Below are 17,886 nucleotides of genomic sequence, written 5' to 3' on the forward strand. Positions count from 1 at the left end.
CTTGCAAGCAAAAGCAATGAATTTCAATCTATTGCTTACACCTCAGCCAGGTATCCCGCCCCCTGACGCAAAAGTATCACCCAAATACAAAGCCACGTAAATGCTACTTATGTGTTAGTGAAACCCACACTTTAGTAACTTTATGTTGGTAAATAAAAATTATTGTTAAAAAGTTGTTGCGATTTTAGAACAAATAAACTTAAAATGCATCTGATATATAAAAACGACAACTAATATATTAGATCTGCAGTGGCCCTACCCACGCGGAAAATTGATATATCTCCTGTATATTTTAAAAAGCAGTACAGGAAATATATAAACAAAGGAGAGAACAATGAAACTAAACAAAATTACCACTATGTTTAACCAAGATAGATACGCCAATCGCAATGCAAAATTGTTTGGTGCAACATTAGCTGCTTTACTAGCAAGCCCCGCCCTAGCTCAAGAAGCCAACGAAACAGCGGCTGAAGTTGAAGTAATCCAAGTACAAGGTATAGCAGGAAGCCTAGCTGAGTCAGCCCGTCAAAAACGCTTTGACTCTCGCATCGTGGACGCAATTGTTGCTGAAGACATAGGTAAACTTCCCGATAACAACATCGCTGAGGCCCTACAACGGATTACCGGTGTGTCAATTAGTACCGACTTTGGTGTGGGTGAATCAGTTACTATCCGTGGTATTTCTCAAAACCGCGTTGAGTTAAATGGCCGTTCTACTTCAGGTGATGGTCGTGGTGGTATTAGTTTAGATGATTTCCCTTCGAGCTTTTTGAAAACTGTCGAAGTAATCAAATCTCCTACTCCTGAAATGATTGAAGGCGCCCTAGGTGGGACCATCAACATGACAACGGTTCGCCCTCTTGAATTAGATGAGCCACTAGTCGCATTTACACTAGATGGTGAATACGCTGATAAAACTGAAAACTGGGCACCTAAGTTTAATGTATCAGCCGGCACAAATTGGGACTTAGGTGACGCTGGTACATTTGGTGCCTCCGTTGTTTTAGCCTACCAAGACCGTACATTACGCCGAGATGAGTTTATTAACCTTGTTACTCCTACAGAGCTAGACTTAGACGGTGACGGAACAAGCGATCAAGCCAATACCCCAAGTGGAAACTACTTAGTAAGAAGTCAAAATACAGTTGAACAAAAAACAGAACAACGTGAACGTACTGCATATGGTATTTCACTTCAATGGGCTCCAGAAAGTGCAGATGGCTTTATTTATTTAGATATTAACGCCACAGAATTAGACGGTGGCCAAGAAGCCTATTCGGTACTAAATGACAGTAAAGATTATAGCGACCTGATACTAGATGAAGCCTACGGAGATGCGCAAGGGCAGCTTCATAACTTTGGTTCTGGTAGTGTTTTTGTACAGCCAAAAACCTGGGCGGATTTTACTACTAATGAATCTATTTCAAATGCATTAGGCGGTGAATGGCAGTTAACTGACCAACTAAAAGTGTCAGGGGAAATTGCTTATACTAAATCAGAGTCTAGACGTACTAATTCTGAATTTAACTTACGCCCAATCTCACGTGACCAATATGAAGAAGATGGCACGATAACCGAGCATTTATTCACAATCACCATGACCCAAAATGGTGACACTGTGCCTGGCCTTGCGTTTTCTGACGAAGACGCGTTATTGAACCCTGATAACTTAGCGATTAGACAGTTTACACACCAAAGGTATAACACAGATAATGAAGAGACAGCGATTCGCCTTGATTTTCAATACGACGAACCCTTTGAAAGTTTAGACTTTATTTCATCAATTAAAGCCGGTATTCGCACCACTGATCGCGATTATGAACTTGATAGATATGACCTAAGAACTAACGGCGCTGAGCTTAAAAATCTACAAACTAGTGTCACTTTTGATGGTGTAGTTACGCCAATCTGGGTTGATGACTTCAATGCAGCATATGGTGGTTTTAAAGAAGTAAATCACTCAAACTCATTTAGCCAAAGTGGTATCACAGGCAACAATGCGCTGACTCATTACTATGTATATGACGGTGCGCAACTGGCTTACAATATCAATGGCACATACGACAGAGTTCAGCAAATGCTTGCTGGAAGTAGCCATGAGTTAACCGGCACCCTAGAAGACAACATGGTCCGCAATACGGGATCTTATGCTGCAATTCAAGAAAAAACCCAAGCCCTATATACACAGTTTCATCTAGACTTTGACCAACTAACGGCCATAGTAGGTGCCCGTTATGTAGCAACAGATTTAACCTCTAGCACATTTGACGAGACAGGCAAAAACGATTACTCAGACTTTTTACCTAGCTTAAATGCTACCTATAACTTAACAGACGAAACGCTTATACGTTTTGCTGCAGCAAAAGTCATGCGCAGAGCAGAATTTGGTGAATTAAGCCCAGCAATAAGTGTAGATAACTCCCTTGTTACTGGTACCCAAGGCTCTTATCAATTAGACCCATACCGTGTTACTCAATATGATTTATCTGCCGAGCATTACTTTGGAGATGGTGGCTTAGTGTCAGCGGCCATTTTTTATAAAGATGTGAAGTCATTTACAGTAAGCAGCAGCTCATGTGTTGCTGATAGCGACACCATAGAAGGACAAAACGTAACTGAATACGTTAACGTATGTTTACTAGATACCGCTGGTGTTAGCCAATCTAACGTAAATTATGCCACTGGTACTCAAGATCTAGCTTATGTAGAAGCACAAAGAGATGCAGGCCTAACCGGTATTGTAATTGATACAGATGTAAACGGCGGGAGTGGTGAAATTGTCGGTCTAGAACTAGCTTATCAACAACAACTTAGTTTCTTGCCTGGTGCATGGTCTGGTTTAGGCTTTAGCACAAACTACACTTACGCAGAAAGTGAACAACCTGATGGTAACCCCTTACTAGATATATCTAACCATACCTTCAATGGACAGGTTTATTGGGAGCATGAAGGGTTCCAAGTACGTTTAGCTTACAACTGGCGTGATAAATACTTAGACACTCAAGATGAAAAACGTGTTCGCCCAGTTGGTGCCCTTGCTACTGGTATTTATAACCGTACAGACCCAACAGCTGATTACTTTGACCCAACCTTGGGTAATAACTATCGCGATTCCCGTGGTCAGTTTGATTTTTCAGCTAGTTACGATGTAAACGACAATGTAACCCTAGTAGCTAATGCTGTTAATTTAACTGGCGAGCCAATTCGCCAAGTAACAGAGCTTGATAGCAACTGGAAATATAGTGAAGCAGACCGTCGCTTTACTATTGGAGTACGCGCTAAGTTTTAACGTGTGTGTGTGGGCGAAGTCTTTTACCCCAACGGGTAACTGGCTTCGTTTTTTTACCACAACTCCATCCAAAACCAATCGCCACATGAGGGGCGATTTTAACGTTATTTACTATTAGATAATAAAACCAGTTAAATGTGGGAACCTCCAAACCGTAAATAGGTGGTTATGGAGTGTGACAAAAACTTGAATCCCTACGTGACATTATGAAGCAACCCTAATCAGTCACATTTTTAATTATTAATACTATTGGGATGACATATGACTATAAAAAAACTAGCAATTACAGCAGCAGTACTAACTGCGACATTAAGCAGTTGTGGGAATACAGTAGAGCCAGATGCTTTACAAAGTGAAAAATTCACTCCAGCGGCTATGCCACCGGCAAGTGTATTTGACTTAAGCCACTGGTATCTCACTGTACCTATGGACGAGAACAATGATGCAGTGTCAGATATATACGATGTGGCTGAGTTGAAAACCTATCAACATCCAGACTTCTTTTACCTAGATGATGAAAATCAGATGGTTTTTGCAAGTCCCAATAAGGCCGCAACGGAACGCACATCCACCAATACTCGTAGTGAATTACGCTACATGATTCGTGGTGAAGACCTTACAATAAGCGAGTCAGATAAAAAGAATAACTTTGCTTTAGCAGCACATGAAAATGCCAATGAGTTTGCTTACATTGGCAGTAAGTTAGAAGCCACCCTACAAGTAGACCATGTAGCCACACGAGCCAAATACCCAAACAAACCACCTGCATACTCAGTGGTTATTGGCCAAGTACACGCACTACAAGTCGAAGACGATAAGCAAGTACCTGGTTTTGGTTGGGGTAACGAACCCTTAAAAATATCCTACAAAAAGTGGCCAAATCATAATAAAGGTTCAGTTTATTGGACCTATGAGAGAAACCTAGCAACCGATGACCCACAAAGAATCGATATTGCCTACCCTGTTTGGGGCAGCAATTGGGACGATCCAACTGACCCAGGAGAGCATGGTATAGCCTTAGGCGAAAAGTTTAGTTACACGGTTAATATTTATAACAACACTATGCACTTAGTATTTTCTAGCGAAAACCATGAAACTGTTCACCATAAAATTAACCTAGCGAACAATTTTGATGCCAATAGTGAGCTTGACTCTGCCGATTACCCCAAAGGGTATGCTAACGAAATATTGTATTTTAAAGCTGGTGCTTATAATCAATGCAGCACTAAAGATGTTGAGCTCAGTTTTCGTTATCCCGCTTGTCCAGGAACAGGCAATTGGGAAAAAGATTTAGCTAATGGAGACTATACCAAAGTCACATTTAGCAAATTAGTGGTAAGCCCTTCAGTACCTATGTAAATTAACTAAAGGGCGATATTGAATCAGCAATATTTTGTATTGGGTATCGTCAACTGCATATTAGGTGTGAGATCGTATATGGAGTTAAAAAGTCATAACTTTTTAGCCAATCAATTTATTAACTAGGAGTATAACAACATGCCAAAAGTGTCCAAACTACACTTTTATTCATTAGCATTGTGCATAGCACTATCGTCTTGTTCCCCAGCGGATACAGAAGATAAGGCGCAAACCAGCACTGACACAGCGTCTAAACACGTTAAGCTGGTTGAAAATATTGACCAATTTAATGAAGCAGTAAAATCATTAGAGCCGGGTGACGACCTTGTGCTTGCAGATGGAACCTGGACAGACGTAGAGTTTGTATTAAAGGCGAATGGAACAGCTGATGAACCAATAGAGCTAAAAGCACAAACACCTGGAAAAGTTGTCATTACCGGGCAATCTAACCTAGCTTTTTCTGGCGAGTACATTGTTATATCGGGCTTGGTGTTTAAAAATGGTTCAACCCCAACAGGTGAAGTTATTTCTTTTAGAACCTCTAATGACGACCTAGCTAACCATTCTCGTGTCACCAATGTTGTAATTGATAACTTCAGTACAGCCGACAGGCCAATGTCTGATTTGTGGGTGGCTATGTATGGTAAAAACAACCGCCTGGATCATAACTCTCTAGTTAACAAACGTAACCGTGGTGTAACCGTTGCCGTTCGCATGAATACTGAAGGTAGCCGTAAAAATAATCATTTAATCGAATACAACTACTTTGGCCCAAGGCAAGTACTTGGAGCCAATGGTGGCGAAACTTTAAGGATAGGCACCAGCCACTATTCTCGCGAATACTCTAATACCACGGCACAATTTAATTTCTTTGATCGCACCAATGGCGAGCACGAAATCATCTCTAACAAATCTAGTGGTAACGCTTTAATTAACAACGTTTTCTTTGAAACTCAAGGTACCTTGACTATGCGTCATGGCCACTTTACTAAAGTAGAAGGTAACTACTTTTTAGGAAACCGTAAACCTAACACTGGCGGCATTCGCATCATTAACGAAAGTCAATCTGTTAGTAACAACTACATGTATGGGTTAACAGGTAAACGTTTACGTGGTGCCCTAGTAATAATGAATGGCGTACCTAACTCTCCACCTAATAGATACGACCCTGTCATCGACTCGGCTATGAACAATAATATTGTTATCGATAGTGATCATATCGAATTAGGCGCAGGCTCTGATGAAGAACGTTCAGCCCCGCCCACTACATCTGAATTTAAAGGGAACATAATCTTAGGTAAAACAAATTTAAGCCCCTTTACTTTATATGATGACATGTCGGGTATTAACTTCGAAGGTAACTACCTTAATGAAGAAGCCAGTACACCAATTCAATCAGGCTTTGCAAGTACCCCATACTCGGTTACTACCAACAAATATGGTCTGAAAAGCCCAGATGAAGATCTACTTGAAGAAATAGGCTTTGGAGAAGTAAAACTACCAGTTACCAAAGAGGAAGTTGGCGCAAGTTACTATCCTAAAACAGAAACTACCATTGCTTTCCAAAGTGGAAAAACCATCAACGTACCTTCTGGCACAGATACTATTCTTACCGCACTACAAGAGAGCCAAGCTGGCGATATTTTAATGCTAGAAAATGGTGGAGATTACCTGTTAACCAAGTTTGCTGAAATTCATCACCCTTTGACAATTATGGCTGCAAAGGGTGATAAGCCAATTATTCGTTCGCAAAAACCAAATTTCATTAACATTGAAAATGGTGGCGCATTAGAAGTTGAAAACCTCTGGTTTGATGGTGCTGAGTCTCCCGATTACAAAGGGAACAACATTATTAGTACCAGCAGCAATTCTATGAACATTAACTATTTACTTTACGTGCGAAATGTAAAAGTGACTGATCTTGATGTAAATGGATATTTTTACTTTTTCAAAGCTAACGCAGGTACTTTTGCTGACACCATCGAAATTTTAGATTCTGAGTTCACAAACATTACCGGCGCAATATTACAGCTAAACCGAGAAGTAGATGACTTAGGCGTATACAGTGTCGAAAACCTAGTAATTTCGGGTAACACCTTTACCGATATCAAAGAAGAAGTGGCGACAGTATATCGTGGTGGTACCGATGAAAGCACCTTTGGTCCAATTGTTACAGTATCAAATAACACGTTAACTAACGTTGGTAAGGGCCCTACTCATAGATCCGGAGCCTCTATGTACTTCCATGGGGTCCAGAAGTTGAACATTTCCAATACCACTTGGGATAAAAGTGCGCCACTGGAGTTATTCCTTACCAATGGCGATCCCGTAACTGTTATTAAAGATGTGGTGATGAAAGATACAGGCCACATTAATGCTAACAACAATGGATATAAAATCGACAATGTTGTTTACAAATAAGGTTTAGCAAGTAGGTTTCTTGAATATAAAAATGCCTTTGTAGCCCCAGGGTAGCAAAGGCATTTCTTAAGCCAAGAAGCTCCCCCTTCCCTTCAACCGAATAGAGTCAAAGAAAACATGAACAATAAATTACAAGGCAAAAATATTCTTATTACAGCGGGTGCTCAAGGAATTGGAGAAGCAACCACTAAACTATTAATTGATAACGGTGCCAATATCGCAGTTCACTATTTTTCGAGTGCTGACACAGCCAACTCATTGGTTGAGTATGCCACTAATAAGGGCCAAAAAGCCATAGCAATAAGTGGAGATTTAACCACAGAAGCAGAAGCAAACTCTGTTGTTGCGGCAGCGGTATCTGCCCTTGGTGGCTTAGATATATTAATTAATAATGCAGGTTCACTCGTAGGACGGCGCTCTTTACATGATATGGATGCTGATTTTTGGCATAAGGTTATGGATATCAACCTTACATCCATGATGTTTGTTACCCGTGCCGCCTCACCTTATTTAGCTAAGAACGAAAACAGCAGCATAGTAAACCTTGCATCACTTGCAGGTCGCAAAGGTGGACATGCAGGATCTCTTGTTTACTCAACAAGTAAAGGCGCAATTTTGACCTTTACTCGCGCCTTAGCTTCAGAGCTAGGTGGACAAGGAACGCGTGTCAACGCCGTAGCTCCAGGCCTAATACTTGGTACTTCATTCCATAATACCCATACCACCAAAGAGTCAGCTGACGAAACAATTTCAGGCATTCCTATTAACCGTGCCGGTAATGTGGACGATGTCGCCCGCGCCGTCACTTATCTAGCCTCGGAGTATGATGGTTTTATTACTGGCGCGACCTTAGATATCAATGGTGGCGTATATAACATGTAATGGTTTTGAACATGATTAGTGGAAGCTTGCTCTTTGCTAGCCCCTCATCAGCAGTTTGCTTTAAGGAATAAAAGATGCTTAAAACGGCAGTAATACACCCCACCATAATGGAAGCCCTTGCACGCTCAGGGCACTTTTCCCAGGTAGTAATAGCTGATGGAAATTTACCAGTTGGCGCTATGAATGGCCCTAACTCAACCACAGTGCACTTGAACTTTCGACCTGGCTTATTAGATGCCCTAACTGTACTTGAGGGAATATTAGCCGTATGCCCAATTCAAGGTGCAATCGTTATGGAAAAACCACCAGAAGCAAATGCCGAAATCCATAATGCATACAAAGACTTGCTTGGAGATGTCAGCTGGGAGGAAATGGAGCGCTGGGCTTTTTATGACAAAATTCGCGACCCTGCCACAGTGTTAATTATTCAAACTGGAGAACAAAGACGATTCGCCAACCTAATTCTTACAGTGGGCGTAGTGAAAATGGCAGAAGAAAGTAACTTTTAGCGGTTACATAAATCCTTGAGACTAAAAATAGCAGGCTGGCAAATGTCCCAAACCTGCAAATGATAAAAAGTGTGTGGAGAGTAAATGTGTCAACATTAATAAGAGCAATATTGAGTTTTGGACCCGCGTTTTTGGCTATTGGTTATACCATAGGCACCGGCAGCGTTACGGCAATGATAGTTGCAGGTAGCACTTTTGGAATGCAATTGTTATGGGTATTACTATTAAGCTGTCTATTTTCTGGGGTGTTAATCTATGCCTACGGCAACTTTGCATTAATCACGGGCGAAACCGCCTTATACAGTTTTAAAAAGCATCTCAAATTTGGTAAACCCATGGCGATTCTAATTATAGTCGGGGTGAGTTTTGGGCAATGGAACTCTTTAGTAGGAATACTCGGTATCTCAGCCAATATCATTTTTGAAATGCTAGCCTTGTATTTTCCATCGATAGTAGAACATAAGTACGAGGTAGTCATTGCAATTGCGGTAATAGTAATAGGCACTATGTACGCAATTTTATTAATTGGTAGATTCTCATTATTTGAAAAAATCCTCGTGATATTCGTATCTTGTATGGGGCTGTCTTTCATCCTGTCTTTATTTGTTGTGAGCCCGTTACCTTCAGAGGTGATTCAAGGTATGGTCCCTGTTATCCCAAATGTGGATGGCGGCAAAATGATGGTAGCTGCATTTGTGGGAACCACCATGGCTGCTGCGACATTTTTATCGCGCCCATTGTTTATCCAAGGCAAAGGTTGGGGTATAGAAGATAGAGCTCAGCAAAAGAAAGACGCCATTGTTGCTGCCATTTTAGTATTTATCATTAGTGGCTCCGTTATGGCAGTTGCCGCTGGTGCCCTTTACCATGATGGCAATAAAGTTACCGATGTATTAGATATGGTAAATGCCCTTGAGCCCATCGCAGGTAAAGCAGCCTTAACTGTATTCTTTTTTGGAACATTAGCGGCGGGCTTATCATCTGTTTTTCCATGTATGTTAATTGCTCCATTACTCATTGAAGACTACCGCTCAGGTAGACTTGATACCCAATCAACCCAATTTAGAGTCATTACCGGAATTGCAGCTATTTTTGCTCTTACCATTCCGGTACTTGGCTTCAACCCAGTCAAAGGCCAAATACTCACTCAAGTCTTTAATGTATTTGTTTTACCTTTAGTGATTTTAGGCATTATTTTACTGATTAACAGAAAAGACCTAATGGCCAAACATACCGCAGGGTACTTCCTTAACTTTGTTCTTGGCCTAGCCTTACTGTTTTCAATAATAATTTCTTATAACGGCGTTTTGGCCTTAATAGGTTAATTAGGAGTAGAGCCGTGATTTTGATCGTTTTTGGTGTATCTGGTACGGGGAAGTCAACCATTGGGTATCAGTTAGCTCAGCAACTCCACCTACCCTTTTATGATGGTGATGACTTTCACCCTCAAAGTAATATACAAAAAATGAAAAATGGAAACCCCTTAAACGATCAAGATAGGCAGCCTTGGCTAGCGTCACTCGCACAACATATTTCTGACTGGGAAAATGAAAAAGGTGCGGTGTTAGCCTGTTCAGCCCTTAAAGAAGGATATCGCCAAACTCTCGCTTCTTTGTGTAAAACTAACATACAGTGGGTTTTACTTAATGGTTCTAGAGAGCTATTACTAGAAAGGTTAAATTCACGGAATGACCACTTCTTTGATCCTCAATTATTAGACTCACAACTCGATACACTTGAGCTCCCAGACTATGGCTGGACAATTGATATTCAAAAGTCACCAAGTGAAATAATAAACAAGCTATTAAAGCTACTTAGTAAAGATTAAACTCTTAAACCATCACCTTATAATTCATAAATAAAACCAATATCCAAAAACATGATTTACTGTTTATATGACCCTACAGCTTTCAAAACAATAGAGTAGAAATAATGAACCTAAAGAAAAATATAACAAGCTTATCGGCAGTGGCCTTAAGCACTATGGTATTAGCTTCTTGCAACTCCACTGACGACCAAGCCAGTCAAGCAAGCGTACCCGCAGATAAGTTTGATCTAAGCCACTGGAAAATAACTATTCCAACAGATATAAACAACGATGGAAAAGTCGACTCTATTAGCACCACAGCTATTCAAGCCTATCAACACCCCGACTACTTTTACCTCAATGAAGACAATAACTTAGTATTTGCCACACCAAATAAAGCCTTTACTACACCTAACTCCTCAAATACTCGTAGTGAGCTACATCAAGTAGTTTCAGGCCTTCAGGATAAGGGGGATAAATACGATAATAACTTTACGATTTTGGCTAATAAAGACGCAGAAAAATATGGCCAGATTGGTGGCAACTTACAAGCAACCTTGCAAGTAAACCATGTTGCTAAACGCGCTAAATACCCGAATAAAGCCCCAGCATTTTCAGTAGTAGTTGGTCAAATCCATGCCACCAAAGATCCAGAGTTTGTTGCCCAAGGAGAAGGCTATGGTTATGGGAATGAGCCTTTAAAGATCTATTTTAAAAAATGGCCAAATCACGATTATGGATCAGTATTTTGGAATTACGAACGTAACTTAGAAAAAGAAAATCCAGACAGAAAAGATATTAGCTACCCAGTATGGGGCAACTCTTGGTTAGACAGCAGCGAGCCCGGAGATAAAGGTATTGCTTTAAATGAAACCTTTAGCTACGAAGTCAATGTATATGAAAACATCATGTATTTGACATTTATCAGTGAACGCCTAGGAACAGTGAATTATCAAATTAACCTTGCTGATAATATTGATGCCTATGGCAAAGTAGATGAGCTAGATCACCCTAATGGATACACAGGAGACGGAAACTTCTTTAAAGCAGGTGCTTATGATCAATGTAGCATCAAAGATGACCCAGGATTTTGGTACCCAGCATGCTTAGGTACAGGCGATTGGGAAACCGATAAAGCAAATGGTGACTATGCACAAGTAACCTTTATGAAATTAGTGACTGGCCCTGCTAAAAAGCCTCAAAACTAATTTAAATCAAGCAAATGAAAAAGGGAAATGGTTTGAACCATTTCCCTTTTTTGATGAAAACTCTAATTTTTTACAAAGAGCTAGCGACTATTAAAGCCGCAAACTGTTTACTTAGGTATTGCCTGGATAACACTCCAAAATAGACATACCAGACTCAGATTCGTATTCAAAATCTGTAATACCTGCAGGGCAAAAGAATCGCTCCCAACGCTCTAACTTGATGACTTCGTCATTAATTTTAATAGCCCCAGATCCATTAGTGACTATGCCATAAAAGAAAGCTTCTTCTTTACGTTCAAACTTGCCGTTAATTGAAGCCCTTCTTACGGTAAAACAAGGAGTTTTGTCTGCGCCAATTAATAATTCTAAACGGTTGCCTTTAAGGTCATTCATTAGCACTGTTGGCTCACACCTAAATTCCGCATCTGTCTCTTCTGGTTTTACAGGTTCAAAGTTAAAAACATCTAGCGCGGTTTCAATCCCTTTGCCCATAAATCTCGCTTGCTCAGGGATAACATAGCCGCAACGCTCAAACTCAAACCTTACTGCTAAGTCTGATGGCTCCATAATTTCTAACATCAGAATCCCCTCTCCTAACGCATGAGGTCGGCCCCCTGGCAATAAAAATACATCTCCAGGTTTTACAGGGATACGATCAAAACAACTTTCTATTGAGGCGATATCTTGTGTTTCTATCCACTGTTTTAATTGCTCCCGGCTAGGTGGACGCTGAAAACCTGCATATATGTAGGGCTCGCTAACATCTTCTCGGGTTTCTAGAATCACGTAAGCCTCAGTTTTTCCTCTAGGCATACCAAGACGTTGCTGTGAAAACTCACGTGTAGGATGGGCTTGAAAATGTAATCGAGTCGAGCTATCTAAATATTTAACCAATGGAATATCATCCATTGAGCGCGAACTGGCGCCGTCTTTACCTAAAAAATACTCAGGATCACTTTTTAATAAATCACGAAAGGCAATGGGTTTCCCATCTGAATCTTTAACCATAGCTAAACCTTCAGATATATGCTCTCTACCCACGTTACGGGCCTCAACGGTTGAGCCAATCCAATCTTCAGGAAAACTAGAGTCTTCAGGTTTATCCTTACCTTCAATAACATCTAATAACTTACCACCTTGATAAGTACGCCATACTCGATTGGCACTAAATTTAATAATTTGACTCATGGAAAAGCTCCGTTATACATCACAGTTTTATTCAACGAAATAAAAGATAAATTGGGATAAACGAGCTCCCAATGAATAATGGGAGCACTATAAGATATTGAAGGTTACAGTATCACAATCCCTCTAAAATAGAGACAATACCAGTTAAACTCATATAACTCATCACTAGGGCAAACAAGAAAATTAACCCCAGGAATACGTTAGTAACTGCAGAGAATTTGTTGTTCCCCATCAAGTCTTTTTTATTACCTACAAAATAGATACAGGCAACTGTTGCAGGTAAAACCAACGCACCAAATGCTTGAGAGCTCACCATTACAGCAATTGGCTTGGCGTTAAAAATAGGCACAATTAAACCTAAGCATGAAATAACCAAGGTCATTAAACGATAACTTGTACGTTTCAGGTTAGGTTTACGCTCATGAAAATCATCTAACAGCCAAGGTAATAACGCCACATTTGGAAACTGTGACGAAACACCAGCAGCGATTAAGCCAATTGTAAAAATAGCAACCGCTGAAGCACCAGCTAAAGGCTCCAATAAATTAATCATTTGGGTTACATTCTGTAAGCTAATACCTTTTACATATAAAGAGCCTGCTGCCGCTGCCATAATTGAAGTGCTCACAATAAACATTAAAAAAGCTGAGAATAATGCGTCTCTGTTCTGAGCTTTTAAATCAGCTAACGTCCAACCAGCCTCTTTGACCAATATAGTTCTTAATATAAACAGCCCAGAGAAAACTGTAGTGCCAACCATAGAGGCAATAACCAAGAATGAGCTTTTATTTGCACTCGCTTCAGGGACATTAGGTACCATACCTTTGAGAATCTCCATTGCTGGAGGCATCAAAATAAAGAAATTAATCAAAAAACATAACGCCATTATTGCCACAAAAAGTGCTAATACCTTTTCGAACACTTCTGTCTTACCAATTAAGAAAATAACGTAAACAAAGCCAATAAAGAACAATGCAAAATATACTGGACTAACCCCACCTTCTACTATGCCTTTTGACCATTCGTAGCACACATCAGCTAATATCCCCATCACACCAATGACGCTACCGCATATTTGAGTAGTTAAAGCTACGATAAAAAACAAACTAACCACTGGGTGAATATGTTTTTTAAATGACTGCAATGCAGTCAAGCCAGTGACTAACGTAAATTTACCGAACAAAGAAATTAAAAAGTAAGTGATTGCACAGGATAAAAAGATGGTCCATAACAATGACATACCATAATCAGCTCCAGCCTTAGCCATTGATGTGACGCTTCCCGTGCCAACAGTGAAACCAAACAAAAATATGCCTGGTAAAAGTGATTTAAAGAAGGTTTTAAAATTATTCATTATTATAGATACCAACACTGTAGGTGATTGACGCACTTCACTCTATGTCGCGAACCACAAGGAGTAAAACGGTTTAGTAGATTGTTAATGAATTGTATAGACCGTTAACTACCTATGTCAATAAGCACTTAATACACTACAAACTGAATAATAGAATTAAAAAAATAAAGTAAGCTTTTAGTGAATTAAGATTTAGAAAAACATTACTGCATTTTAACAAACCAATATTTCAGACGGGATGCAAACAACCCAAACCAGGTCGCAATTCAACCGATCAGCTCAAAATAAAACCAGAAAAACATCCAAAAAAGCACACTTGTAAAAAAAATGTTTAAAAACAACTAATACATTAGTCCAATATAATCGTTATAAGAAAACACAGAAAATTAACCATTTATTTACATAAAACAATACTTTAAACGTTATAAAGAACCACAAAAACAATCATAAAACATTGTTTTAAAAGACATTTAATAAAATCAACCGATTCAATGCATCCTGATTGGTATGTCCAAAAATAACAGATTGGTAATACATAAGTTGTTAAAATTTCGTATTTTGGCTCGGATTAGAGGTTGACCAATATTTATTTTCATGGATAATTTGTAACAGCTTTGTAATACAGCTGTGACCAATATGTTCAACACCTGTGAATGCTGTAGCTACAAAGTACAGAAAATTAAAAACCAACTATGCGGCGTAAGGTTACCTACATTTTATTCCTACAACGCACCAGGAGACACACATGACACACAAACTATCAAAAATCACCTTGGCGATGTTATCAGCTACTGCGCTGGCCATGCCATCATTGGTTTATGCTCAAGAAGCTACAGCTGAGGTAGAATCTGCGGAAGATGTTGAAGTTATTCAGGTTTCAGGGATTCGTGCATCTCTTACCAGTGCCCTTCTAGAAAAAAGAGAAACTAACAACCTTATCGAAGTTATCGAAGCCGTAGACATTGGTAAGTTGCCAGATCAAAACTTAGCTGAAGTACTTGAAAACGTAACAGGTATTCAAATTACTAGAACAGCGGGTATCGGTACTGGTGTGCAAATTCGTGGTAGTAATGCGAACCGTGTTGAAATAAATGGTGCGTCTACAGTTGGGTCTGGAGCAGGCCGTAGTGGTATGAACTTTGAAGATTTATCAGCAGCCATTATCGCTGGTGTTGAAATAACTAAATCTCCTCAAGCTAAAACTACAGAAGGTTCTATTGGTGGTACTATCAACCTTCGTACGATTCGCCCACTAGAATTAACTGAAACTTTAGGTTCACTTAGAATCCAAGGTGAAGACAGCAGTTTAACTACTGATGGTATCCAACCAAGAATTTCCGGCGCGTACGGAGACAACTGGGAACTAGACTCAGGTAAATTTGGTGTAGTTATTAGTGGTAGTTATACAAGACAAGAAGCAACCTCTTTCCGCCCTCGTTTAGACCGTGACGGTAGCTTAGTAGAAAATGTTAATGCTGATGTAGTAAGAAGCGGAGAGTTGGAAAATCAAGTAACTAACCGCCCTGTTGCTCAAGATTTTGACTTCTTAGGTATTCAATTCTTAAACCAAGAATTAGAAAACTTCGAATACGAAACAACTAACCTTGCTGCTACATTTGAGTACGCACCAAACGACAATATGAAGTTCTTTTTCGATGCCATAATTACAGAACAAGAACGCCGTCAAGAAAGTACTCGTGTTCAAGCATCTGGTGTAAGTAGTGTTCTTAATTATACGTTACCTGACGAATTCGAAACTGTTAACTTTGGTTCTCTAGACGGTGTTCAGTTAGGTAGCATTCAAGCTGCAGTTGTTGGTTCAATTGAGCCAAATTTAGCGGTTGATGATGATGATCCTAACCTACGTTTTAATAGTGATACCGGTGCTCGTGTAACTGACACACAAATCTTTAGACTTGGCGGTGAATGGCAAGGTGACAACTTATTCGTTAGTGCAGAACTTTCAAGCGCTAGCTCGGATACAGTGACGCCTTCACTAAATACACAATTAAACTTTATTAACCCTAATCCATTGACACCTCTTGATGGCTCAAGCAATGACAACAGTGTACCTTTTGCTTATGACTTAACAGGTGGGGCGTTAACTTTTGGTGTTGATTTTGATTCAATTTATGCTCCTACAGTTGCCGAGCTTTTAGATCCTAACAATGTTGTTCTAGACCAAGTAGACATCAGCAGAAGTACTACAGATAACTCTGAGGACGCATTTAGAGTAGATTCAACTTATTTCTTAGATACTGAAATAATAACGTCAATTGATTTTGGTTATCGTTATAATAAAACCCAACATGATTCAGTAACTATATCTGACCGTATTGGTGGTTTCAGCCGCATGATTGATAGTGCAAATGGTTCACTATTCTCAGACCTTCTTGTAGCCGGACCAAGTAACTTTGGTGAAGCAGATGGTAGAGAGTTAGCGTTCCGTAACTTCTTAATTGTTGATCCTGAAAAAGCATTTAATGACCCTGACGGGGTAATCGCGACCTTAGAAGCAGCTCAATTACAGCATAGAGCTGAGCAAGAAGCGCTAGGTGTTACTTTTGACTACGCTGTTGATGTGGCAAACCTAACTCCATCGGATACTGCAATATTTTCAATTGAAGAGAAAACTCACGCAATTTATGCGCAAGCAAATTTTGAATATGAAATGATTCGCGGTAACTTTGGTGTTCGTCACATTGAAACAGACATTGAATCTCGTGCAAATAGTGTTGTAAATGGTGTTACTATCCCTACCACAAACAAAGGTGATTATAGCTATACTCTACCTCGTTTGAATCTAGTTGCTGATGTTCATGATGATGTAGTGTTACGTTTAGGTTGGGGACAAGATATCTTACGTCCAAACTTTGGTGACTTGAATACTTCGGTAACATTTGGGACCAATGAAAACTCAGCGGTTGAAATCGGTAACCCTGACCTAGAGCCAGAAGAAGTAACCTCTTTCGACCTTTCAGCAGAATGGTACTTTGCAGAAGCTGCCGTTGTTAGCATTGGCTACTTCAAGAAAGACCGTACTAACTTATTTGTTACAAGCTTAGATACTGCTGTTCTTGATGCGAATGGTTTAAGAGAGCCAGGCCCTACTTGTTCTGCTGGTATCTATAACCCATCAGTACAACCTAACGTGTTAGGTGACCCAGATACACTAGGTTTGTGTGTTGATCGTCAATCTAGTTTCAATGACTCTTCTACAGTGACGCAAACTGGTATCGAGATGGCCGTTCAATATGACTTGTCTTCATTTGAAGATCAGTTAGGTTGGGCATCAGGCTTCGGTGTTATTGCTAACTATACCGTTCAGGAATTTGATGGTGGCTCAGCAGTGTATACCTCTGCTACTCGTGGTACAGATGTATTTAACGCTATTAACGGCATCTACGATGACGCTGACTTTGTGACAGTAACATCTAAGCAAGGTTTATTAGACTTCTCTGAAAATGCATATAACTTCACAGTTTTCTATGAAAAATATGGTCTTTCAGCTCGAGTTCGTTACACATGGCGTGATGCTTTCCGTACAGAAGATACTGCAGCTGGTGCATCTCTTAACTCTACTTTAGGTTTCCCTGTTGTAACACATGACAGAGGCCAGCTTAATGCAAGCGTAAGTTATGATGTTAACGACCAGTTAAACCTAGGTATTGAAGCAGTTAACTTAACTGAATCTGATATCACACAATCTTGTGTAAACGAAGGCGCACTACTTTGTGCTCAAGGTATCACAGACCGTCGTATTACATTTGGAGCTAGCTACCGTTTCTAAGGTACCGCTTCATAAGATTCACTTCATGTGAATATAGATATAAAACTAACCCCAGCTTATGCTGGGGTTAGCTTTTTTA

11 protein-coding genes are annotated in these 17,886 nt (G+C 39.9%); 9 read left to right on the top strand and 2 right to left on the bottom strand.

What is annotated here, in order from left to right:
- Window positions 1-334: 334 nt before the first annotated feature.
- The 8 genes from ACMUMK_RS08820 to ACMUMK_RS08855 all read left to right on the top strand — a co-directional run bounded on the left by ACMUMK_RS08820 (window position 335) and on the right by ACMUMK_RS08855 (window position 11,475).
- Window positions 335-3,289: a TonB-dependent receptor gene (locus ACMUMK_RS08820; RefSeq protein WP_414700760.1), complete on the top strand. Its 2,955-nt coding sequence runs from the start codon at window positions 335-337 to the stop codon at window positions 3,287-3,289.
- A 261-nt stretch (window positions 3,290-3,550) separates the two neighbouring features.
- Entirely contained in the window at window positions 3,551-4,648 is a 1,098-nt protein-coding gene (locus ACMUMK_RS08825; protein WP_414700761.1) for a polysaccharide lyase family 7 protein, read from the top strand.
- Window positions 4,649-4,786: 138 nt separating this feature from the next.
- Complete coding sequence (locus ACMUMK_RS08830; RefSeq protein ID WP_414700762.1) at window positions 4,787-7,069, top strand: polysaccharide lyase 6 family protein; 2,283 nt, start codon at window positions 4,787-4,789, stop codon at window positions 7,067-7,069.
- A 117-nt stretch (window positions 7,070-7,186) separates the two neighbouring features.
- Entirely contained in the window at window positions 7,187-7,951 is a 765-nt protein-coding gene (locus tag ACMUMK_RS08835; RefSeq protein WP_414700763.1) for an SDR family NAD(P)-dependent oxidoreductase, read from the top strand.
- A 74-nt stretch (window positions 7,952-8,025) separates the two neighbouring features.
- A complete protein-coding gene (locus ACMUMK_RS08840; RefSeq protein ID WP_414700764.1) occupies window positions 8,026-8,460 on the top strand; it encodes an RbsD/FucU domain-containing protein in 435 nt (144 codons plus the stop codon).
- Between the two features lie 86 nt (window positions 8,461-8,546).
- Window positions 8,547-9,785 (top strand): Nramp family divalent metal transporter, encoded by a 1,239-nt coding sequence (locus ACMUMK_RS08845; protein ID WP_414700765.1) that lies wholly within the window; start codon window positions 8,547-8,549, stop codon window positions 9,783-9,785.
- Between the two features lie 14 nt (window positions 9,786-9,799).
- On the top strand, window positions 9,800-10,288 hold the full coding sequence (locus ACMUMK_RS08850; protein WP_414700766.1) for a gluconokinase: 489 nt from the start codon (window positions 9,800-9,802) through the stop codon (window positions 10,286-10,288).
- A gap of 104 nt (window positions 10,289-10,392) precedes the next feature.
- Window positions 10,393-11,475, top strand: a complete 1,083-nt coding sequence (locus ACMUMK_RS08855; RefSeq protein ID WP_414700767.1) for a polysaccharide lyase family 7 protein — start codon at window positions 10,393-10,395, stop codon at window positions 11,473-11,475.
- A 111-nt stretch (window positions 11,476-11,586) separates the two neighbouring features.
- On the opposite strand, the gene ACMUMK_RS08860 is transcribed toward ACMUMK_RS08855, so the two are convergent.
- Together ACMUMK_RS08860 and ACMUMK_RS08865 are read right to left on the bottom strand one after the other, a co-directional pair.
- Window positions 11,587-12,663, bottom strand: coding sequence for a class I mannose-6-phosphate isomerase (locus ACMUMK_RS08860; protein ID WP_414700768.1), 1,077 nt, complete (start codon window positions 12,661-12,663; stop codon window positions 11,587-11,589).
- 112 nt (window positions 12,664-12,775) lie between these two features.
- Window positions 12,776-14,017 (bottom strand): Nramp family divalent metal transporter, encoded by a 1,242-nt coding sequence (locus ACMUMK_RS08865; RefSeq protein ID WP_414700769.1) that lies wholly within the window; start codon window positions 14,015-14,017, stop codon window positions 12,776-12,778.
- 745 nt (window positions 14,018-14,762) lie between these two features.
- Between ACMUMK_RS08865 and ACMUMK_RS08870 the strand changes: the two genes are divergently transcribed.
- The gene (locus ACMUMK_RS08870) at window positions 14,763-17,807 is read left to right on the top strand and encodes a TonB-dependent receptor (RefSeq protein WP_414700770.1); all 3,045 of its coding nucleotides are present in this window, start codon (window positions 14,763-14,765) and stop codon (window positions 17,805-17,807) included.
- The last annotated feature ends 79 nt before the right edge of the window (window positions 17,808-17,886 follow it).

The sequence above is a fragment of the Paraglaciecola sp. 2405UD69-4 genome, from assembly GCF_047525415.1.
In the GTDB taxonomy this organism is placed as follows: domain Bacteria; phylum Pseudomonadota; class Gammaproteobacteria; order Enterobacterales; family Alteromonadaceae; genus Paraglaciecola.